The 22,502-nt window shown below is 50.4% G+C and carries 15 protein-coding genes; 11 read left to right on the forward strand and 4 right to left on the reverse strand.

The window, feature by feature from the left end:
- Nucleotides 1-209: 209 nt before the first annotated feature.
- On the forward strand, nt 210-5,051 hold the full coding sequence (locus tag U8T64_RS10905) for a right-handed parallel beta-helix repeat-containing protein (RefSeq protein WP_322183459.1): 4,842 nt from the start codon (nt 210-212) through the stop codon (nt 5,049-5,051).
- A gap of 147 nt (nt 5,052-5,198) precedes the next feature.
- Nucleotides 5,199-8,732: an immunoglobulin-like domain-containing protein gene (locus U8T64_RS10910; RefSeq protein WP_322183461.1), complete on the forward strand. Its 3,534-nt coding sequence runs from the start codon at nt 5,199-5,201 to the stop codon at nt 8,730-8,732.
- A 90-nt stretch (nt 8,733-8,822) separates the two neighbouring features.
- Here U8T64_RS10910 and U8T64_RS10915 read toward each other — a convergent pair whose 3' ends face one another.
- Together U8T64_RS10915 and U8T64_RS10920 are read right to left on the reverse strand one after the other, a co-directional pair.
- Nucleotides 8,823-10,217, reverse strand: coding sequence for an MATE family efflux transporter (locus U8T64_RS10915; RefSeq protein WP_322183463.1), 1,395 nt, complete (start codon nt 10,215-10,217; stop codon nt 8,823-8,825).
- 57 nt (nt 10,218-10,274) lie between these two features.
- A complete protein-coding gene (locus tag U8T64_RS10920) occupies nt 10,275-11,285 on the reverse strand; it encodes an ROK family protein (RefSeq protein ID WP_322183464.1) in 1,011 nt (336 codons plus the stop codon).
- Between the two features lie 800 nt (nt 11,286-12,085).
- Between U8T64_RS10920 and ileS the strand changes: the two genes are divergently transcribed.
- The 5 genes from ileS (at nt 12,086) to U8T64_RS10945 (ending at nt 17,672) form a co-directional block, all read left to right on the forward strand.
- The gene (gene ileS, locus U8T64_RS10925; protein ID WP_322183466.1) at nt 12,086-15,205 is read left to right on the forward strand and encodes an isoleucine--tRNA ligase; all 3,120 of its coding nucleotides are present in this window, start codon (nt 12,086-12,088) and stop codon (nt 15,203-15,205) included.
- Nucleotides 15,206-15,218: 13 nt separating this feature from the next.
- On the forward strand, nt 15,219-15,500 hold the full coding sequence (locus tag U8T64_RS10930; protein ID WP_322183468.1) for a hypothetical protein: 282 nt from the start codon (nt 15,219-15,221) through the stop codon (nt 15,498-15,500).
- A gap of 159 nt (nt 15,501-15,659) precedes the next feature.
- Nucleotides 15,660-15,923 carry a DUF4160 domain-containing protein gene (locus U8T64_RS10935; protein WP_322183541.1) on the forward strand — a complete coding sequence of 88 codons (264 nt, stop codon included), beginning with the start codon at nt 15,660-15,662 and terminating at the stop codon, nt 15,921-15,923.
- 178 nt (nt 15,924-16,101) lie between these two features.
- Complete coding sequence (locus U8T64_RS10940; protein WP_322183470.1) at nt 16,102-16,662, forward strand: RNA polymerase sigma factor; 561 nt, start codon at nt 16,102-16,104, stop codon at nt 16,660-16,662.
- The gene (locus U8T64_RS10945; RefSeq protein ID WP_322183472.1) at nt 16,659-17,672 is read left to right on the forward strand and encodes a DUF4179 domain-containing protein; all 1,014 of its coding nucleotides are present in this window, start codon (nt 16,659-16,661) and stop codon (nt 17,670-17,672) included. The genes U8T64_RS10940 and U8T64_RS10945 overlap by 4 nt, the downstream gene beginning before the upstream one ends.
- A 762-nt stretch (nt 17,673-18,434) precedes the next feature.
- Here U8T64_RS10945 and U8T64_RS10950 read toward each other — a convergent pair.
- Both U8T64_RS10950 and U8T64_RS10955 read right to left on the reverse strand, forming a co-directional pair.
- Nucleotides 18,435-18,656, reverse strand: coding sequence for a hypothetical protein (locus U8T64_RS10950; RefSeq protein WP_322183474.1), 222 nt, complete (start codon nt 18,654-18,656; stop codon nt 18,435-18,437).
- A gap of 27 nt (nt 18,657-18,683) precedes the next feature.
- On the reverse strand, nt 18,684-19,727 hold the full coding sequence (locus U8T64_RS10955) for a threonine aldolase family protein (protein WP_322183475.1): 1,044 nt from the start codon (nt 19,725-19,727) through the stop codon (nt 18,684-18,686).
- Between the two features lie 214 nt (nt 19,728-19,941).
- Here U8T64_RS10955 and U8T64_RS10960 point away from each other — a divergent pair, with 214 nt between their 5' ends.
- The 4 genes from U8T64_RS10960 to U8T64_RS10975 all read left to right on the forward strand — a co-directional run bounded on the left by U8T64_RS10960 (nt 19,942) and on the right by U8T64_RS10975 (nt 22,342).
- Complete coding sequence (locus tag U8T64_RS10960; protein WP_322183477.1) at nt 19,942-20,310, forward strand: DNA-binding protein; 369 nt, start codon at nt 19,942-19,944, stop codon at nt 20,308-20,310.
- A 50-nt stretch (nt 20,311-20,360) separates the two neighbouring features.
- Nucleotides 20,361-21,701 (forward strand): signal recognition particle protein, encoded by a 1,341-nt coding sequence (ffh, locus tag U8T64_RS10965; protein WP_322183479.1) that lies wholly within the window; start codon nt 20,361-20,363, stop codon nt 21,699-21,701.
- Between the two features lie 108 nt (nt 21,702-21,809).
- Nucleotides 21,810-22,052: a 30S ribosomal protein S16 gene (rpsP, locus tag U8T64_RS10970; protein WP_322183480.1), complete on the forward strand. Its 243-nt coding sequence runs from the start codon at nt 21,810-21,812 to the stop codon at nt 22,050-22,052.
- 59 nt (nt 22,053-22,111) lie between these two features.
- Entirely contained in the window at nt 22,112-22,342 is a 231-nt protein-coding gene (locus U8T64_RS10975) for a KH domain-containing protein (RefSeq protein ID WP_322183543.1), read from the forward strand.
- The last annotated feature ends 160 nt before the right edge of the window (nt 22,343-22,502 follow it).

Genomic DNA, 22,502 nt, shown 5'->3' on the forward strand with positions numbered 1-22,502 from the left:
CAGGCTGTAATTTTGTAAAAAATTTCCAGAAAACCCCCTTTTTTATTGACAAAATATATTTCACAAGGTATTATATAATATAGAGGTAAAATTTGTAAAAAGTGAATTTGTTTTGTGCGATTTATGGAAACGGTTTTCTAAGGTTTTTACTCCCGGCCCATAGGCGAAAGCCTGAAAAATATGAAATCACGGAAAAGGAGAAAAAGACAATGAAAAAGAAATTATTCAGCATGTTCTTGGCCTTGGCAATGATCGTTTCCGTGTTCCCGGTAGGAGGATTTGCGGCGGAAGCAAGGGAGGAAGAGAAACCACTTGCAATGAAATCTCCAATGGTAGACAATTCTTCTACGGTAAAAATGTTGTCTACAGAGATTGACTTTGCAGAGAAGGACTTATCTCCTAGACCTAAAACAGGCGCTCCTTCAGAGGTACCAGATACGCCCTATGAAGCGTATCGAGATCCGGAAGCCATTTTGACTGATGATTATGGGTATTCTTTGGCCGATGCCGCTTTCATATTGAATGGAGAAGCGGAAGATACAAGAATTGCGTATGTGGAAAGCGAAGAGCAGCTGAAAACTGCTTTTGATTCCTCAGAAGTGGAGATTGTAGTAGTAACAAATAGTTTCGATATTACAAGCCCTTTGAATGTATCCAGAAGCATAGCGTTCTTGGCAGCGGAGCCTCGAACCATTCGCAATCAAATTCCTTTTCAAATTATTCCGAAGGCCGATCCCAATGACTTTTACGCGTTTGATTATGTTCTCTCAATGATTTCTGCGGGAACCGGAGATTCTCCACTAACTACCGCTCATAGATTTGTTTTTTCCAATATCATCTTGGATTGCAGCGCTTCGGTAACAGCGTTTACGATACATATTGATACCATAAATGAACAAACCGGAGCCGCAAGTCAGGCGCTTGTGGAAGGAGCCTTTACGCTAAACGGGGTGGATCTGCAGCAGTACAGAACGATTACCGAACCGATTGTTGGGTATGGAAGCATAGCGTTCGTAGGTTGCTTAACAGCCGGAACCGGCGGCGGTATTTTTGCGAAAGACGGCAGGAACATCACGGTAGAGGATTGCAATATTATTAGCTCCAGCAGTGCTACACTGGGTGTTCATCCTGGTTATGAAGGCTCCGCTCAGATAATAAATTCTGATGTTTCTAACGGTGATATTCGGGTCAGTTCAATTTCAAACTATTCTTTTCCCCGCATTAACGTGGAAATTCGGGACTGCAATGTAACAGGCGGCGGGGTTGGCGTGGTGGGAAGAATATGCCGAATTGAAAATGTGAATATCGACTGCGGCAGTATGGATACCGGGTTGGGAATAGGCAATTACTATTCTGTGGATATAATAAATGTGTCGGTTACTGACGCGGATTGGGGCATTAGTCTTCGAAATGACGTAGACCTTGTCGGTGTTATCAATATCGAGGACTCTACAATAAAGTCAAGCTATTCAACGGGAGAAGGGATACTCCTCTATTCCTTTCTGAATCCCGGAAGGCGAGATAAGTTGACTAAAATGACTTTGAAGAATACGGAAATCAGCGGCTTTAGAGATGGAATATGGGGGGCTTATACCACTTATTCTGACAGCGGAATAAAGGAATGCTGGGATTATGTGTCCGCAGATATTATCGATTGCGATATACACGACAATGAATATGGAATTTTCGGATTGCGTGAAGTCAATATTTTTTCCTCTAAAATAAGGAATAACACGAAAGCTGGTATTGTGATAAACAATGCGCCTATTTCTGTAACAGATTCAGAGATAACAGGAAATGGAAGTGCTTCCTCTCAAGAAAACGGAGGAATTGTTTATAAAGCGTTCGTAAGGGAAGAAACGCAAGTACCTTTGGTTTTCACAAATACTAAGTTTATTGGAAATAAAACAGGAAAGGACGGTGGAGCAATATACTTGCCATCAGGTTATCCAACTGCTACAATTTCTAATTGCCTATTTGAGGATAACATGGCAGTTAGGCGTGGAGGAGCGATTTTTAGTGTTGATTATTCTTCTTGCATTTTTACAGATAATAAAACGGAGTTTCGCAGAAATGTAGCATCAACAGCATACAGCGTTCCCCCTAATATAACAAAATTGTATAGCAATATAAAATTTGCTAGTACTAGCGTTTCTGCGCATGCGTTAAATAATTATGATGTTGGATATTGGGCTGCCTATGAGGGTGCCACAGTAATACCAACGATAGCTTCTTTAATACCACCTGAAAAAGTGTTGGTTCCTCTTGGCACCACTGCGGAGGAGCTGCAATCCATTTTGGAATCCAGCCGCCCGAAGGTTAAGGGTGTTTTGAACAACGGTACTACAGTAAAAGATATCCCCGTTATTTGGAGCGTAGCGGAATCTGAGTATTCGGGGGAAAGCTGTGCAGCATACACTATTCACGGGAAGCTTAACCTGTCTGGAATAGATTATGCCAATCCTTTGTCTTTAACTGCTGATGTTACTGTTTATGTTGGGTCTATCGTTGTTGACGTTTTGCCATTGGAAAAGTTTCCAGTAAATCATTATAATACAGCTACAAGTGATGCGCAAACCTTACTGGAACAGGAACACCCTAAAGTGTGGATAAAATTAAGTAATGGCGAAGACGAAAAAGTGTCTGTAATATGGAATGTTGAAGGTTCAGATTATAAAGGCGATGCCCGCGGAATATATACGGTTTATGGAGATCTGGATTTAACCGAAATAAATACCTTCTTTAACCCAGAGGGATATCAGGCGGAAATTGAAGTGGAAGTACCGCCAAATCCAGACTTAGAAATTATCTCTGTTGAAGATTCCCTACCGATAACCGTAAAACAATATGCCATGCTTTCCAATGAGGAGAATAAAACCACAGAATTTGGTCCGCCTACTATTTATCCGAAGCTCCCGGAAAAAGTGACCGTAAATTTGTGGAACGATAAAACAGCCGAGCTGCCTGTAAAATGGAATGTGTGGGAATGTGATACTACTCAAGTCAAAGAACAAACGATTAAGGGGTACCCTGTTTGTGCCGGAACGGAATATTGGACTTCAAACGATGAGATACATGGTAATTTGAAAATTACCGTAAAAGCCTGCGATTATATGTTCATCGATGCCACAGTTCCCGATATTTCTTTAGAGGTCTTGCCGGGAACCACCGTGGAAGAACTGAACGCTCTGCTGAAGGAAGAGGGCAGCCATGAATTCCCCTTGCATCTGTTTGATCTGGATTCAGGAGACCAGATGATCACCTTCTATCCGCTTACCCTGAAGGAGGAGCATTGTCCCAATTATCAAAAGGATGTTCCCGGCGAGTATGAGCTTGTGATCCCCTGGCCGGACAACATTCTTCCTCCGGAAGAAGGAGAACTGCCGGAGCTCAAGGTGACGGTTCATGTTTCCGAGCCTCTGGAAATCATTGATGTAGAGCTGGAAACGATCCGCCCGTATCAAAGCGTTCCAGTTGGCCATGAAAGTTTCCCCAGCATTCCTTCTCAAGTCAATGTGATATTGGAAGGCGGAATGAAAATCCCCGTGGACGTAGTGTGGGATTGGAGCGCCTACAATGCAGACCTTGCGGCGGAGCAGCTTATTATCGGGGAACTGGTAAATCTTCCCAGCAAAGCTAAACAGCCGGAGGGACAGGAATTCACTGGAAAATTGAAAGCAGCTGTGATTCCTGTTGCCTATGAGCTCACGGCGCTGCTCAGCGATGATCCCCTCGTGGCGGACGCCGGTTTGACCCTATCGGAAATCACACAGATTTTGCAGCCGGTTTTGACCTACCAAATCAAGAGCGTTACGGAAGGAATCAGCTTAACGTTGACCAGAGATGTGGCGGTTTCCTTGGAAGATGAGAAAAACCCGCAGTATGATCCCATGGACGCTTATGAGGATTTTGTGACAGGAACATTGGATTTACCGGATAATATTACTTATGCCCCTGACAGTGAGCTGGATATGATACCGCTTTTCACCTTCCCGGTGGAAATTCTGGAATATGTACCGTGTACCGTAATTGCCAGAGAAGGCACGGATTTTGCGGATATTCCCAATAAACCCGCTTCTGTCACTGCAAAGCTTTCCTCCATTGGCCCGGACGGCCAGAACAAAACAGTGGCTATTTCCGTAAACTGGGGTACTGGGGAAGGGTATCAGCCCTATCCTGCCGATTTGACAGACGACACCTGTGTTGGAGTAGATGTGGAAGGAACTCTTGTCAATAAGCCTCGTTACATTGCCGCCACAAGGAAAAAACCGGTTTTGACGGTATCTGTCTGCCGGGAATTTGATATAGAAGAGCTTTCGCCGGGCAGAATTCCGGGAACAGGGGAGTTGGAAGTGCCGCTGGGGGCAAGCCTGGAGGATATCTATGGCAGGCTGGAGCAGCATACTGTACAGCTCACTCTGAAAAGCACAAATGGGGTGTTAAGCCAGCAGGACGTGAGCTTTGAATTGTGCACGAAACAAAACCCTGATTATGATCCCGCCATGGAGGAAACCGGCTCTTGTGCTTTGGTTGCCCATCTTCTGCACGCTGATAATATCAAGAACCCCAAAGGCTTGCAATTAGAGATCCATATCAAGACAATGACCTATGATATCTCCACGGCGAAGGTTACAACGATCAAGGGAATCGCAAAAGGCACAGCCTTTGAAGACCTTCCTTTGCCGGAAGCCGCCGGAGCGGTACGGGACGATGGGGAAACGGAATTCCTTTCCACAACCTGGGACAACAGCAAGTATAATTCCGCTAAACTGGGCGGGCAATTTATCAACGGTACTTTCAATACGCCGCTGCCTCTCCACCTGAAAAACCCGGATAACCGCCAGCCAAAGGCGTACATTACCATCGTAGATACGGCAGCCACGGTTCTTTCCATGGAGCAGGTGTTTGAAAAGGCGGCAGGCCCAAAGAGAGTCAAAGCAAAAACGGAAGAAATACCAGGGTACGTGGAACACAAGTATTTGTTGAAACTTCAGTATAAAGATGGTACGATAAAAGAAGAAGTGATTTCTCTGTATTCAGAGGAAAAGTGATTGAAAGACACAACTGGAAATACGTCTCACGGTGAGACGTATTTCCAAACACAAAAAGGCAGGCAGGAAATACCAGCACTATTTCCTGCCCGTTCCTTTTGAAAGCTCTCTTCCTTATCCCCCAGCAACTATCCCAAAGGTGATTTTATGAAACGCTTACTTTCTATTTTGCTTATTTCTGTTCTGATACTACCACAAGGTCTTTTTGTATTTGCACAGGAGCAGGCGGCACAAAGTGAACTACGGCCAAAAGAGCATATTCCTTGTTGTAACACAGATATAGAGTTGGCAGAAAAATTACATTCCTCTTTGCTTCAGAGCAATTCTGCTAATTTCATTGAGAAGAACCAAGAGAAAAAAGCCGCTGTTGAACAATTAAGGCATGCTCACCCTTTGCCGTCTACAGGAAAAGTGAAAGCGCTTATTCTTCCCATAGAGTTTTCGGATCATAAAGTGGCCGATTGTCAAGAAGCTTACAATAGTATACCGCGCCTTTTCTTTGGTGCGTATGATCCCAACAAGAAAGTGTGTGAACAATCGCTGAGAGCGTTTTACCATTATCAGTCATACGGGAAGTTAAACATTACCGGCGATATTTTAGATGTGTATACCGCGCCGGAAGAATTGTATTTCTATTCAGATAATCTTGATAATTGGAGTGCTCTTGTGAAAGAGGCTTTGGACTATAACGTTGCGCAAGGGCTTGATTTGAATGAGTATGATAGCAATAAGGATAACGTTTTAGACTGTCTGATAGTAGAATTTGCACTTCCTACAAAGTTTCTTTGGGAGTTAGGACATCAAGCTTTAGGTCCACAAGCGTTGGGTTTGGATTATGTGTCTAATAATGTTAAAGTGAATTTTTATGTAGTTGAGCCAATGAGCACTACCACTGTTACTACTATTCATGAAATAGGACATCTATTGGGGCTAAAGGACAATTATATCTATCGCCCTCCTTACTCTTACTGCTATATAGATAAGAATTTAGACGAAGTAATGGGAAGTGGAGACAATTACTTTAATGCTTATTACAAATGGTTGCTTGGCTGGATCGAGCCTGAGATATTGACCTGTGAAGGGTTGACTGGAGATCTGGAGAAAGAAATAGACTTATATGCGGTGGAATCACTCACAAATCAGCCGGAAGATGCGAATAGAGCTGTGGTTCTGGTACCAGATCCTCTTTTACTTCCTTTTACGGAATTCTATATAGCGGAGTATCGGTCGGGAGGTATGGGAGAAAACTACTGGGGGGAAGACTTTTTCTCAGATTCACCAGGGATAGTAATTTGGCATTGTGATACAACCCTCACTGGTTCAAGGCAATATAAGAATAGCATGAGTTATATTGTACCCGTCTATAAGAGCGGAAGAATTAGAGATCTTGATGTAAAGCTTAATCTTTATGACGACAGCGATGTATATTCAACTGGAGACACATTTACCTCTCAAACTGTACCTAACAGCGACTTTTACGATGATATCTACACAGGTGCGTATTTGAAGGTAGAAAGCATCACGCCGGAAAAGGCTGTGATAAAGGCAGGATTTCGTGATCCGGATATTGTTCCTATTCCGGAATTGGAGATCGTACAAAGCCACACAGCGATTCGGAAGGGGACTTCCTTGGAAGTTGCAATTACAGCTAAATGTAACGGTGAAATTATTCCTGGCTCACCTGATATTATGTGGGATTTCGTTATAAGCCATAATAATACGCCGAAAATAATTGCAAACGGAACCTTTAATGAATCGTTTTTGAGGCTAACGGGAATGCGCAGAACTTCAGAATCCTTTTTTCTAATAATTCCTGGAAGGGCTTATAGCGATTCTTTAACCGGAGACGGAATCTTCCGTTATATCATTCCAGACGGCGTGATTTCCTATCACAACATGTATTCCCGTGAGGTAGTTTCTGATATCGTTTATGTAGACAACACCCCGCCAGAGATAGAACTGCAAAGCTCTTCTCCACAAATCATAGAATGCGGAGAATCCTATACCGAGCTCGGAGCAGTAGTAACAGACAATTTAGACCCGGATATCAAAGCGGGAAAGCTGGACGGCAAACTTGAAATAGACGCCTCCCAGGTAAACACAGCAAAGTGCGGAACGTATACCGTAACCTACACCGCTACCGATCACGCAGGCAATGAAACCACCGTGGAGAGGGAAGTTATCGTACAGGACACGACAGCGCCTACTGCTACTGTAAGCTATTCCACTACCCAGCCCACCAACGGAGATGTAGTAGCTGCCATTACCCCCTCAGAACCGGTTACTGTGACAAATACTGAAAACGGCAGCTTGAGCCATACCTTCACCAAAAACGGCAGCTTCACCTTTGAATTTGAGGACGAAGCTGGAAACAAGGGCACAGCTACCGCTACCGTAAGCAATATCGATAAGTCCCTGCCTACAGGAACCATAAGCTATGATATCACTGGTCCTACCAATCAAGATGTTACCGCTACTCTAACAGTAGACTCCACTATCACAATCCTTAATAACAGCGGCAGCAATACCCATGTGTTTGCAGAGAACGGAAGCTTTGAATTCGAGATTCAAAACGCCGCAGGAACAAAAGGCACAGTAGCCGCCTCAGTTACCTGGATCGATAAAGAAGCGCCCACCGCCACCATAACGTATTCCCCCCACAAGCTGACGAACCAGGACGTGATTGCTGCCATTACTCCATCAGAAGAAGTAACGGTAACAAGTGACGGAGGCCTGAGCCACACCTTCCCAGAAAACGGCAGCTTCACCTACGAGTTTGAAGATGAAGCAGGAAATAAGGGGTCAGCTATCGCCACGGTGGACTGGATCGATAAAGAGCCGCCGGTGATCACCCTGCTGGGAGAGAACCCTCTTACAATTAAGCTGGGGGAAGTATACGAAGAGCCGGGCGCGGAAGTGGCAGATAACCAGGATACGGAGATACAAAGCAAGCTGGAGATCGACGCCTCTGAATTAGATACTGAAACGGCTGGAACCTACACAGTGAGATACAGCGCCACTGACAAAGCGGGAAATCTTACGGAGATAACCCGCACGGTAAAGGTGGAAAAACCGGAAGAACCAACGCCGCCCACACCGCCTAATCCTCCGATTTTCATACCGCCAGACCCGCCTGTTGTTGAATTACCCTTTACCGATGTTTCGGAAAGCAGCTGGTACTATGAAGCTGTAAAGTTCATGTACGAGCAAGGGTTAATGGCCGGTACGGGAGAAACCACCTTCTCACCCAATACGGCCACTACCAGAGGCATGATCGCGGCAATTCTATACCGCCTGGAGGGAAACCCGGAAACCGACGCGTCTATGTCGTTTACCGATATAGACCCCGGAGAATACTATTCCGAAGCCATCGCCTGGGCGGCGGAGCAGGGAATTGTGGCCGGGTACAGCGAAACCCTGTTCGGCCCGGACGATCCCGTTACCAGAGAGCAGCTGGTCAGCATGCTGTACCGCTATGCGGGAAGTCCGAAAACTACCGAAAATCTGGAAGCCTTCACAGACAGCAAAAAAGCCAGCAAGTACGCAAAACCGGCCCTTTGCTGGGCAGTGGAAACCGGGATTCTCTCCGGGAAGGGAAACGGAATTCTCGATCCCCAAGGGAAAGCCACAAGGGCTGAAGTGGCTTCGGTGCTGATGAGGTATTGTGAAAAAATAGGCTGAACCAGCCCACGAAATGTTCAAGATCATAAAAAGGCCGTTGCAGAAATGAACTGCAACGGCTTTTTTATGATCTTGACAGCGATATAACGGCTACTCCGCCTGAGGCGCCGCTTCGAACTGCTTTTTCTTTTCCGGGTGCTTAAACCAATGGAGCAGGAAGAAGAAGGAAGGAATCAGCCCCAGCACCCAGCCGATGGGAGCGGCCATCCAAATGCCAAGATATTCCGCCATGCCGATACTGCCGAAAGCAAAGGGCAGCAGCAGCGAAAGCCCGATCTTCGAGGCCAGCTCCACAACGCTGGAGACTAAGGTGATGTTTACCTGTCCCACCCCGCGCAGGGTGGAATTGACCGCCCAAATGGCCCCCAGCGCCACAAACAGTACCGCCTGAATACGGGTCAGGGAAATGGAGGCGTCCAGTACAAAGGGGTTCGCCTCCTTCATAAACAGCGGGGCCAGGAGCGGGGCAAAAATCAGCATAATTACCGTGGAAACAAGAGCCAGGCCTCCGATAAGAAGCAGTCCCTTTTTTAAGCCGGTTTTGACACGCTCATATTGCCTTGCGCCGAAGTTCTGGCCGGAATAAACAGAAAAGGAGAAGGCCAGATTGGAGAAGGAAACGGTAGCCAGCTGCTGCACCTTGCTGCCAATGGTGTAAGCCGCCATAACGTCCGCGCCATGGGAATTGATGACAGAGGTAATGATCATATCCCCTACGCACAACACGGCGCTCTGCACACACATGGGGATCCCAATGCGAAAATATTCCCGCAGTATTTTGCCGTCGAACCGCCAGGCTTCTTTATCGGGACAAAGCTTTTTATATTTTTTCAGCATGTAGGCGCTGCATAAAACGGCGGAGGCGATCTGGGAAATCACTGTGGCCCAGGCCACGCCGTCTATGCCGCGGTGGAATGCCAGTACAAAAAGGAGATCCAGCGCCACATTGAGAAGCGAGGAAAAAATCAGAAAATAAAGGGGAGTTCTGGAATCGCCAATGGCCCGCAGTGCAGAGGTGGAGGCATTATAGGCGATTTGCCCGATGGAAAGGCCGCCTACGATCTGAATGTAAAGCACCGCCTGGTCTATGGTTTCGGAAGGAGTCTGCAAAAGCTCCATGATGGGGCGGGCGCCGAAAAAGGAGAAGAGGCCCAGAATCAGCCCAGACGCAAGGGTGAGATAATAGGCGTGGGCCACAGCTTTTTTCATAAGCCCTTCCTGACGGGCGCCTTCCGCCTGAGCCAGAATAACAGAGATCGCGTTGGTGACGCCCTGACCCATCATCATCAGGAAAAAGATGGTGGTGGCTGCGGAGCCCATGGCGGAAAGGGCATTGAGATCTACAAATTTTCCGACCACCCAGGTATCCACCAGATTATACAGCAGCTGGAAAATACCGCCGATCCACATGGGGATCGCGAAGAGAACCAGCAACCTGGTGGGGTTCCCTTGGGTCATGTCTAAATTTTTTTGTTTTGTACTCATAAGTCTATAGTCCTTTCAAAATAGAGTGCTCGTAATAGAAGAACAGAAAAAGCGTCCTTATTGCGTTCCGATGGGGAAGGGCAGCTGCTCCAGGGTCATTCGCTCCAAGCCCTTTTGATAGTCCCGCCTGAAATCTCCCGCCGGGGAAAATTCAGGACAGTGCTGGGGGCCTACCAGGGCGGACAGCCGGGCTTCTACCGACCTGAGTTGTTCTTCCCTGATATAATCGCTGGCGATCGCCAAATGGTGAGGGGCCAGAATGGTAAGATAGGGGAGGAGCGTGGTAAAAAGAGCCTCCTCTATGGCCTCGGAGTTTTCCGGGTCCATATGAAACCAGCCGGAATTGTAAGGCGGGGGCAGCATTTCACCGGCAAACCGGCCTTTTCCCAAGTGCAGCTTGCCGTTTAAGTAAACGGCGGAACCGCCGTAGGTTCCCCGCATCAGGTAGAGGTAGGCCAACGTTTTTTGGGGGCCGATCCCGTTGTGCTCCGCATAGCCCATGGCGGCAAGGTTCACGTCGTTTTCCACCTGAATGGGGAGCCCGGTTTTCTGCCGCAGCACTTCCAATGCTTCCAGGGAAAGATACTCAGCCCCTTTCCCCTTGTGCAGATATTCCCCAAAACCGATGCCGGGTAAACCGATGCCGATAGCGCCTACCGGCTCCCGAACCCGGAGCAGGCGGTTCAGATATTCCAGGGTCTCTTCGTAGCCCAAACAGGCGGCGGGACGTGTTTCTTCCCAAACAACCTCGCCGTACAGATTGATCAGGACAGCCCGAAAGCGGTATTCCGTTTTTTCAAAGCCCACGGAGAGCAGCAAAGCGTACTGGCGGCAAGCGTGATAGGAATATACCACGGCGGGCCTTCCCCTGGCGGACGGGATCTTTTCAGCCTCCAGCGCTTCCCCGGTTTCCAAAAGCTGGGAAAGCAGGCTGCCCATGGTAACGTTGCTGATGCCCGTGGCGGCACTGAGCTGCTGGCGGGTAGCCTGCCGCAGCTCAAATAGCTGCTTGCGCACAAGATTCAGGTTGTGTTCCTTTACCAGTTCCGGACGATTGATGGATTCCAAGAAATCCCTTCTTCCTGTTATTTAGTATTCTTAATTAAGTTTCCTAAATTATAAAACCCATAGCCGCGGTTGTCAAGAAAAATTTTCGGAGACAGGCAGGAAAAGCGAAACATTGAAAAAGGAAACGCCGGACGGAGAACACAAGTAGCAATGAGAAATTAGCAATGAGCAGTGAAAGGGAAAGAGTGTGCAATAAATTGTAGTTTAGCACACAGTTCTCCACTGTCATTCTGAGGAACGAAGTGACGAAGAATCTTGTCCTTAATTCCAGGACAAAAGGGCAAAGAACGGGATTCTTCACTTCGTTCAGAATGATAGATGGGGAGTAAGCGGTGCACCCGTAAATTCCAATTTATCGAACTATGCTCTTGCCTTTCTAATTGCTCATTTCTTATTGCTCATTGCGCATAGCGGTACCATCACCGTCTAGCATCCAGAATCCAGCATCCAGAATCTATCTTGACTTCTCCGCGCTTTTATGGTAAAACAAAGTCAAAGGAAAAAGACCGTGACGGAGACAGGTCGAGGCGCGGGAAAGCTGCAGAGAGCCGGCGGGAAACGGAAAGGCCGTTTCATGGTGCGAGCCGGTGCGAGTATCCGTGGAAAGCAGGTTCCTCGATATCCCTCCCAAGTCGCAAGCTGAAAGGCGGCCCTTGGCCTCTTAGTAGGGGAGACGGCACCCCGCCGTTACCGGGGCCCATATTGATGGATATCGGGTGGTATAGCGAAGCTGCGGCTTTCGTCCCGTCATCGGGGCGAAGGCCCTTTTTATGCGGTAATTTTGGAAAGGAAGGATCGGTATGAGCAAGTACAGGGAGGTCTCCACCAATCTGAATTTTGTGGAGCGGGAAAAGGAAACGGAGCAGTTCTGGCGGGAAAACCATATTTTTGAAAAAAGCATGGAGCAGCGGAAAAACGATCCCGTCTATACCTTCTATGACGGCCCGCCAACCGCCAACGGCCGTCCCCATATCGGCCATTTGCAGACCCGTGCCTTTAAGGACCTGTTCCCCCGGTTCCAGACTATGAAGGGCAACCTGGTACCCAGAAAGGCCGGCTGGGACACCCACGGCTTGCCGGTGGAGTTGGGCGTGGAAAAGCTTCTCGGCATCAACGGCAAGGAGCAGATCGAGCATTACGGCATTGCGCCCTTTATCGATAAGTGTAAGGAAAGCGTATGGGAATATAAGGGAATGTGGGAGGATTTCTCCCGCTCCGTAGGCTTTTGGGCCGATATGGACGATCCCTATGTCACCTATGACAACAGCTTTATCGAGTCCGAATGGTGGGCCTTAAAGCAGATCTGGGAGAAGGGGCTGCTGTATAAGGGCTTTAAGATCGTGCCCTACTGCCCCCGGTGCGGCACGCCCCTTTCCTCTCACGAGGTGGCCCAGGGCTATAAGGACGTGAAGGAGCGTTCCGCCGTGGCTAAGTTCCGGGTGAAAGGGGAGGACGCCTTCATTCTCGCCTGGACCACCACCCCCTGGACGCTGCCCTCCAACGTGGCGCTGTGCGTCAACGCCGGGGAGGACTATGTAAAGGTTTCCTCCAAGGGAGAAACCTATTATCTGGCCAGGGCCCTGTGCGATACCGTGCTGGGAGAAGGCGAGTATGAAATTTTGGAGGAGTACAAGGGCTCGGACCTGGAGCACAAGGAATATGAGCCCCTGTTCGATTTTGTAAGCCCCAAGGAAAAGTGCTGGTACGTGGTGTGCGACGATTACGTGACCCTGACAGACGGCACCGGCGTGGTTCATATTGCCCCGGCCTTCGGCGAGGACGACGCCAAGGTGGGCAGAAAATACGGCTTGCCCCTGGTGCAGTTGGTGGACGGCCAGGGAAAAATGACCGCCGAAACCAAATGGGCGGGCACCTTCTGCAAGGACGCGGACACCCCCATTTTGCAGGATCTGGAGGAGCGGGGCCTGTTGTTCTCCGCGCCCAAATTCGAGCACAGCTATCCCTTCTGCTGGCGGTGCGATACGCCGCTGATCTACTATGCCAGAGAATCCTGGTATATTAAAATGACCGATGTGCGCGAAGAACTCATCCGGAATAACAACACGGTAAACTGGCTGCCCGAAAGCATCGGTAAGGGCCGGTTTGGGGACTGGCTGGAAAATTTGCAGGATTGGGCCGTCAGCCGAAACCGCTACTGGGGCACGCCTCTGAATATCTGGGAATGCGAATGCGGTCATCGCCACGCTGTCGGCAGCATTCAGGAGCTGCGGGAGCTGTCGCCCAACTGCCCGGAGAACATTGAGCTGCACCGCCCCTATGTGGACGAGGTGACCATCACCTGTCCTCACTGCGGCAAGCAGATGAAGCGCGTGCCGGAGGTGATCGACTGCTGGTTCGATTCCGGCTCCATGCCCTTCGCCCAGCACCATTACCCCTTTGAAAACAAGGAACTGTTCGAGCAGCAGTTCCCGGCGGACTTTATCTCCGAGGCGGTAGACCAGACAAGGGGCTGGTTCTATACGCTGCTTGCCATTTCCACCCTGCTGTTCCACAAGGCGCCCTATAAAAATGTGCTGGTGCAGGGCCTGGTGCAGGACGAAGAGGGCAAGAAGATGAGTAAGTCCAAGGGCAACGCTGTGGAGCCCATGGAGGCCCTGCAAAAATTCGGCGCGGATTCCCTGCGCTGGTATTTCTATACCAACTCTGCCCCCTGGCTTCCCAGCAAGTTCCATGAAAAGGCCGTCATAGAGGGCCAGAAGAAGTTTTTCTCCACCCTTTGGAACACCTATGCCTTTTTTGTGCTGTATGCCAATATCGATGAATTCGATCCCACGAAATACCGCCTGGACGATTGCAAGCTGACGGTGATGGACCGCTGGCTGTTGTCCCGGCTGAATACCACGGTACGGGAAGTAGACAGGAATCTTTCTGCCTATGCCGTGCCGGAGGCCGCCAGGGCGCTTCAGGATTTTGTGGACGAAATGAGCAACTGGTACGTTCGCCGCAGCCGGGAGCGCTTCTGGGTACAGGGCGAAACGGAGGATAAGACCGCCGCTTACATGACGCTGTATACCACTCTTGTCACCGTGGCAAAGCTGGCGGCTCCCATGGTCCCCTTTATGAGTGAGGAGATCTATCGGAACCTGGTGTGTTCCGTAGATCGAAGCGCTGCGGAAAGCGTTCATCTCTGCGAGTTCCCTGTTTGCGAGGAAACCCGGATCGACAGCGCCCTGGAAGCCGATATGGACGAGGTGCTGAAGGTGGTCACCCTGGGCCGCGCCGCCAGAAATCTTTCCAACCGGAAAAACCGCCAGCCTCTGCAAACGCTGTATACTGACGCCCGCTCCGATTTGGGCGAGCTGTACCGCCATATCATTTTGCAGGAGCTGAACGTAAAAGAGCTTTCTTTCCTCAGCGATTTGTCAGATCTGATCGCCTATACCTTCAAGCCCCAGCTTCGTCTTCTGGGCCAGAAATACGGCAAGCAGATCGGCGAGATCAGAACCGCCCTGCAAAATCTGGACGGCGCGGCGGCCAAGAAAGAACTGGATCAAACCGGCGCTCTGAAGCTTTCCCTTTCCGGTGGAGAGATCTCCCTGACCGAGGAAGAGCTGCTGATCGAAACCGCCCAGAAGGAGGGCTTCACCTCTGTTTCCGACCGTGGGCTCACTGTGGCGCTGGATACGAACCTGACCGAGGCCCTGATCGAAGAAGGCTTTGTCCGGGAGATCGTTTCCAAACTTCAGTCCATGCGGAAGGACGCGGGCTTTGTGGTCACCGATCACATTGAGGTGTTCCAGAGCGGCAGTAAGAAGATCGAAGAAGTCCTCAGGAAAAACGAAGCCGCCATTTTGGGAGACGTGCTGGGAGAAGCCTGCCATTACGGCGAGCTTTCCGGCTACACCGCCGAGTGGGACGTAAACGGCGAAAAAACCAGCTTCGGTGTGAAAAAGATTTGAGGAGGCAGCGGCAATGATGTATCCTTTTCTAACTTTGCCAGATGGCACGGAGATTGTTCATTCGGAAGCTCAAATGATTGATGGAAAAGAACAGGTCAAGGTTTATGTGGAAAAGCCGTGTGAGGGCGGATTTAAATCTGCCGTATGCAGCCTTCCGGAGTATCGATGGACGGGGATTCAGGGGTTTGACCAACAGGAGATGGAGAAAATTCATGAAATTGTTTCGTCCTCCGCACATTTGCTGATCCGTTTTGCCCGGGAAGGAGGAGTGGAGGGGAATGCCTCAAATTTTTAAGATAGGCGGTTATAGGGCGTGTTTACACAAACGGTAGCACGCAGCTTTTGGCAAAATTTTGTCATCTTCGGCGATAAAAATTCTTGAAGTACGGGAGTACATCTGCAAATTTTTATCTTGAAGCTGGCAAAATTTTGCTCAAAATCCGTATCCTCCTGTTTGTGCGAACACGCCCGGGTTTACTTCTGGGCGAATGAAAACATTCCCTTGGAGCCCGTTCACGTTCATGTAATAAAGGGAAAGCCTACCGGGAATGCTACCAAAATATGGATCACAAAAGCCGGACGTTGCTTGTTGTGTCATAACCATTCTCAAATTCCCCCTCGTACTCTGCGAAATTTGATGGACGTAATTGAAATTCGTGTTTTAGATGTTATCAATAAGTGGCAGGAGTATTTTGGAGAAATTGAGTACTACTGCTGAATACCAAAAACTTTTATAGTTGATCGATATGTGCTTGCACGATCTTACTAAAAAATTCCCCGGCGGAAATGCTTTTCCGGCCGGGAAATTTTTTGTTGTTTCAGCGAAACCATTTGCTTGTTTTGTTGTCTTTAGAGGTGAAAAGGCTTTTTCATATCCTACGGAGAGGAGGAAAAACATGACGGATCAGGAGATCGTTTCTCTGTACCAGCAGCGCAGGGAAGCTGCCATAGCGGCTACCGAGGAAGCCTATGGAGGCTATTGCCGTGCTATTGCATACCACATTCTGCGCAATGAAAGCGACGCCAGGGAATGTGTAAACGATGCCTATTTGGCGCTGTGGCAGGCTATTCCGCCCGCCTGCCCGGAGCAGCTGAAGGCTTTTTTGGGAAAAACCGTTCGGAATATCGCCCTGAACCGCGCAAAGCTTTCCGCCCGGAAAAAACGGGGAGGCGGCCAAAGGGAGCTGCTGCTTTCCGAGCTGGAGGAATGCGTTCCCGCCGTGGTCAGCGTGGAGCAGGGGGCGGAGGATCGCGCTGTCACACAGTGCCTGGAACGCTTTCTGTACGCCCAGCCCGAAGAAAAGCGCCTGGTGTTTCTGCGCAGGTACTGGTATGCCGATTCCCTGCGGGAGATCGCCCGGGCATACGGTATGAGCCAGGGAAAGGTGAAATCCATGCTGTTTCGTATGAGAAAAGAATTGCGGGAATATCTTGCGAAGGAGGGAATAGAGCTGTGAAAGAAGAAAACAGAAAAAGTGAAAGGCTGCTGCGGGCCATGGGAGGGCTGAACAACGGCCTGGTGTTGTCCGCCGCGGAGGAAAAGAAAAGGCCCCTGGGCTTTCGCAGGCCGCGGTGGGTGATCGCGGTCGCTGCCGCGCTGGTACTGAGTCTGGCGGTTTGCGCGGGAGCCGCCGGAGGAAGAATTTATGAACTGGCCGATTTGTTCTCTCCGGCGTTTGCCGGATATCCGGAAGGAACCGGGCCGGAGCTGGAGCTGCTGGAAAGGCTGGGCCAGCCGGTGGGGGTCAGTGTGGAAAGCAGCGGCGTCACCGTTACGGTAAGGTCTGTACTGAGAGACCGCCACACCTGTGTAGCGGTGCTCAGCGTTTACAAAAAGGGCCTGGACGGGAACGAGCTGTCCTTTGACTGGAGTCGGCTGGAAATAGGCGGCTCCCGCGCCTTGGAGGGCGGCGGCGCCGGTGTAAGCGACCAGCTTTCGGGAGACGACACGCTGGAGTATGTGATCACTTGGCAGGAAGCAGAACCGATCCCCACGGGAGCTATGGAGCTTACTCTGGAAAATCTGGTGCTGAATCCCCACAGGCTTTTCCGGGAAAGCAGGATCGAGGACAGCTGGAAGCTATCTTTTTCTGTGGAGGCACAGGACTTGTCTCTCAGCCTGCCCGCCGGCCAGCACGTGACCATAGAAGGGGAAGAAGCCGTTTTGGAAGAAATCACACTTTCTCCCTTATCTCTGGCCGTAGGCTATACCGTAGAAGGGGAGGTGGAGCTCTCCCGCCGGGAGAACCTGGAATTCACCATCACGCTGAAGGACGGCACAGTGCTTTCCAGCACTCAGCAGCAGGAAAGTGCCGGACTGCTTTCCTCCACGATGGGGATTTCAGAGCCCCGGGAAGAATGCTTCCAATGCTTTTACACAGCGGCGTTCGCGCGGTTAGTATCTTTAGAGGAAGTGGAGTCGCTTGTCATTGAGGGAGAAAAAATTCCCTTACCCAAGGGCAATTAGAAATTAGCAATGAGGAATGAGCAATTAGAAAGGCAAGGGCAAAGTTCGCTAAATTGGAATTTAGCGGTTATCTGCACACCACCCTCCTGTCATTCTGAGCGAAGCGAAGAATCTCGTCCTTCACCCTTTTCCCGGAATCGAGGACGAGATTCTTCGTCACAGCGTTCCTCAGAATGACAGTGGGGAACTGTTCTATAAATTGGAATTTAGCGGTTATCTGCACACCACCCTCCTGTCATTCTGAACGAAGTGAAGAATCTTGTCCTTCGCCCTTTTCCCGGAATAAAGGTCGGGATTCTTCGTCACTATGTTCCTCAGAATGACAGTGGGGAACTGTTCTATAAATTGGAATTTAGCGGTTATCTGCACACCACCCTCTTGTCATTCTGAGCGAAGCGAAGAATCTCGTCCTTCACCCTTTTCCCGGAATAAAGGTCGGGATTCTTCGTCACTATGTTCCTCAGAATGACAGTGGGGAACTGTTCGGTAAATTGGAATTTAGCGGTTATCTGCACACCACCCTCCTGTCATTCCGAGCGAAGCGAAGAATCTCGTCCTTCTCCCTTTTCTCGGAATCAAGGACGAGATTCTTCGTCACTGCGTTCCTCGGAATGACAAAAGAAGAGGGCTTGCTCTTCTCTAACGACTAACAACTAGTCCGCTAAACTGTAATTTATTGCCCCCTGTTGCCAACATCTGAATCACAAAGGAATCGCCGCAAAACCAAGTGTTTTGCGGCGATTCCTTTGCGCTATTTTTTCTTCACTTCACGGTGTTCAACACTTTGATCCCCCAAATTTCCAGAATGATCCCTTCCTGGTATAGCTGCTTCGAATCTACCGGATTGAGCCGATGGACCTTTTCTGCCGTGTACAGCAGGGCACGGTATTGAACGGTTCCGCCGTCCTTCAAATGGTTCGGAATCGGAATCAGAAGCACCAGTAATAGCAGAACGCAAATCCCGATGATCACTTTCTTTTTCATGGAGGGTTCCCCTTTGCGGATGGTTTTTTATTTTGCTTCCCGGATCTCCCGGATCAGCGCGTTCACATTTTCCTCTGCGGTGGCCCAGCTGGTGCAGATCCGCACGGCGGTATGGACTTCGTCCGTTTTTTCCCAGAAGGAAAACACATAGTTTTCTTCCAAGCGCTTCAGCACATCGTCCGGGAAAATGAAGAACCGCTGGTTGGTGGGGGAAGGGGCATATTCCGGGAAGCCCGCTTCCCGGCAGGCGGCGGTGATTTTTTCCGCCAGCAAATTGGCCCTTTTACAAATCTCAAAATAGGTTCCGTCCGTAAACAGCGCTTCAAATTGCAGTCCCAAAAGCCGTCCCTTCGCGAGCATCGCGCCGTTTTGCTTGATGGCATAACGAAAATCCCTGTCGAGCTCCGGGTTTGTGAGCACCGCCGCCTCTCCAAACAGCGCCCCGCATTTCGTGCCGCCGATGGTGAACACATCGCAGAATTTTGCCATGTCTTCTAAGGTGTATTCCGCCCGGGCGCTGGTAAGCCCATAGCCCATTCTGGCGCCGTCCGCAAAGAGATACAGATCCCACTTTTTGCATGCGTCATGAAGGGCGGCAAGCTCTTCTCTGCTGTACAGCGCGCCGTTTTCCGTGGGCTGAGAGATGTATACCATTTTCGGCTGCACCATGTGCTCCGTGGGAACGCTTTCGCTGTAGTGCTCCGTGCAAAGCCTGTCTACCTGGGCGGCGGTCAGCTTGCCCTCCACCGTGCAGGGAACCGAAAGCACCTTGTGCCCGGTGGCCTCCACCGCGCCGGTCTCGTGAACGTTGATGTGCCCCGTTGCCGGAGAGATCACCCCCTGATGAGGCCGCAGGGCCGCCCGGATCACCGTGAAATTGACCTGAGTACCGCCAATGAAAAAATGTACCCCGGCCTGTTCCGCGCCGCAGGCCTTTCGGATCAGCGCCCTGGCATGGCCGCAGTACAGATCCTCACCGTAGCCGGGGGTCTGGTCTAGGTTGGTTTCGGCAAGGGCCTCCAGGATCTTCGGGTGTCCGCCCTCATTGTAATCGCAGTTAAAATAGATCATAAGGCCGTCTTCCTTTTTGTGATTTTTCCTTATTCTATCATCTGGAGCGGGAAAAGGCAAACCGCTTCGTGAAAAACCCCCTTGGTTTCCATAACTTTTTTTTCGATTTCCTGTTGACAAACCCAGCAGGGCAGTGTATAATGCAAAACGTTGTAAAGAGAAAAACTTTACAGGCAGGCTTCGTGTCGAAACCGCTGGAGAAGGAGAGAGCGCCGTGGCAAAGGATTTGAAGGTATCGTATCTGCTGGATTTTTATGGCGATATGCTCACCGCGCCCCAGCGGGAAATGGTGGAGGCCTACTACAATCAGGATCTCTCTCTGGGGGAGATCGCCCTGGACCGGGAAATTACCCGGCAGGGGGTGCGGGACGCCGTAAAGCGGGCGGAGCAGCAGCTTTTTGAAATGGAAGAGCGGCTGGGCCTGGCCCGGCGCTTCCAGCATGTGCAGGAGGCTTTGACCGCCATCTGCGACTGCGCTTTGAATATTCAGGAAATAAACGCGCAGGCCGGCGGAGTGCCTGGGATCGATGAAAACGCCGCTAAGATCCTGACGCAGGCCCAGGAGATCGCCGACGAGGAATAAGCGGTTCTTAGGAAAGAAAAACACGGCACGGAAAGAAGGGAGGCGCAAGCATGGCGTTTGAGGGATTGGCCGATAAGCTGAGCAATTCGTTTAAGAAGCTGAGAAGCAAGGGAAAGCTGACGGAGGCAGACGTAAAGGAGGCCATGCGCGAGGTGCGCCTGGCCCTTCTGGAGGCCGATGTCAACTATAAGGTGGCAAAGGAATTTACCGCAAAGGTGACGGAGCGCGCTGTTGGTTCGGCAGTGATGGAAAGCCTGACCCCCGCGCAGATGGTGATCAAGATCGTCAATGAGGAGCTCACCTCCCTGATGGGAGGAAGCGAAGAGCGTTTGAAAAGTCCCGCGCACCCGCCTGCTGTTATTATGATGTGCGGCCTGCAGGGTGCCGGTAAAACCACTCATGCGGCAAAGCTTGCCCATACGCTGAAAAGCCAGGGACACAGGCCTCTGCTGGTAGCGGGAGATATTTACCGCCCCGCCGCCATCAAGCAGCTGCAGGTCATGGCGGAAAAGGCGGAAGCCCCTGTTTTCGAGAAGGGGACCCAGGACCCCGTGCTGACCGCGCAGGAGGCGATAAAGCACGCCAAAGATTACGGCAACGACTATGTGATCATCGATACCGCTGGCCGTCTGCAGATCGACGAAGAGCTGATGGACGAGCTGCGCAGGCTGAAGGAAGCGGCGGCTCCCACGGATATTTTGCTGGTGGTAGACGCCATGACCGGTCAGGAAGCCGTCAATGTGGCGAAATCCTTTGACGATCTGCTGGATATCACCGGCGTGATCCTGACAAAGCTGGATGGCGATACCAGAGGCGGCGCGGCCCTTTCCGTCAAGGCCGTAACGGGAAAGCCTATCAAATTTGCCGGTACGGGAGAAAAGCTTTCCGATTTCGAAGTGTTCCACCCGGACCGCATGGCAAGCCGCATTTTGGGCATGGGCGATGTGCTCACCCTGATCGAGGACGCCCAGGCGAAGCTGGACGAAAAGGCGGCGGCCAAAACGGCGGAACGCCTGATGAGCAATAAGCTGGACTTAAACGATATGCTGGAGCAGTTTCAGCAGGTGAAGAAGCTGGGGCCCATCAAGGGAATTCTTTCCAAGCTCCCCGGTATGGGAAACAAGCTGGACGATGTGGAGCTGGATGACCGGATCATGGACCGCACGGCGGCCATTATCCTTTCCATGACGCCCTATGAGCGATCCCACCCCGATGTGTTGGACGCTTCCCGAAAACGGCGGATCGCTGCGGGCTGCGGTCAGAAGGTGGAGGACGTGAACCGTCTCCTGAACCAGTTCCGACAGACCCAAAAGCTGATGAAGCAGTTCGGCGGCAAGGGGAAGCGGCGGAGAATGCCCCCCATGATGGGCGGCGGGTTCCCGGGGCTTTGAGAGAAGCTTTTTTTACAGAAGATCACGGGAATCCCCCGTTGTCTATATATTAAAAATCTAGTACCTGTTTGTTTTGGAAGCTAGAATCAAAAATTGGAGGAAAGAACTATGGCAGTAAAAATCAGACTGAGAAGAATGGGCGCAAAGAAATCTCCCTTTTACCGTATTGTGGTGGCGGATTCCCGCTTCCCCAGAGACGGCCGCTTTATTGAGGAGATCGGCTACTATAACCCCATGGAGGAGCCCAGTGTGGTGAAGGTGGACCCCGAAAAGGCCAAGAAGTGGATCGAGAACGGCGCGCAGCCCACCGATACCGTAAAGGCGTTGTTCAAGAAGCACGGCGTGATCTGATCTGGAAAAACCGTGCACCGCGTTTCCATTGTGTACAGAAAGGGATGAATGCGATGAATATGCAGGAATTGCTGAAGGTGATCGCCTCCGGTCTGGTGGAAAAGCCGGAGCAGGTGTCTGTGACCGTGGAGGAAGCGGAAAGCGGCGCCACCGTATACCATCTGCATGTGGCAGAGGACGATATGGGACGGGTCATCGGCAAGCAGGGCAGGATCGCCAAGGCGATCCGGGTGGTCATGCGTGCTGCCGCTATCCGGGAGAATAAAAAGATCATGGTCGAAATCGACTGACCGAACATAGAACCTGTATTCCCGGTTGTGAATGCGGGTTCCTGAAAATGGGCTGGGCCTTGTTTTCCCCAAAAGCTTTGGAGAAAAGGGCCGCCCTTTTTTAGAACTTGTACCGATAGGCTACATGTGCAGATTTACGAGCGGATTTTACCGGGAACAA

Source organism: Neglectibacter caecimuris (assembly GCF_034335015.1).
Classification (GTDB): Bacteria; Bacillota; Clostridia; order Oscillospirales; family Acutalibacteraceae; genus Acutalibacter; species Acutalibacter caecimuris_A.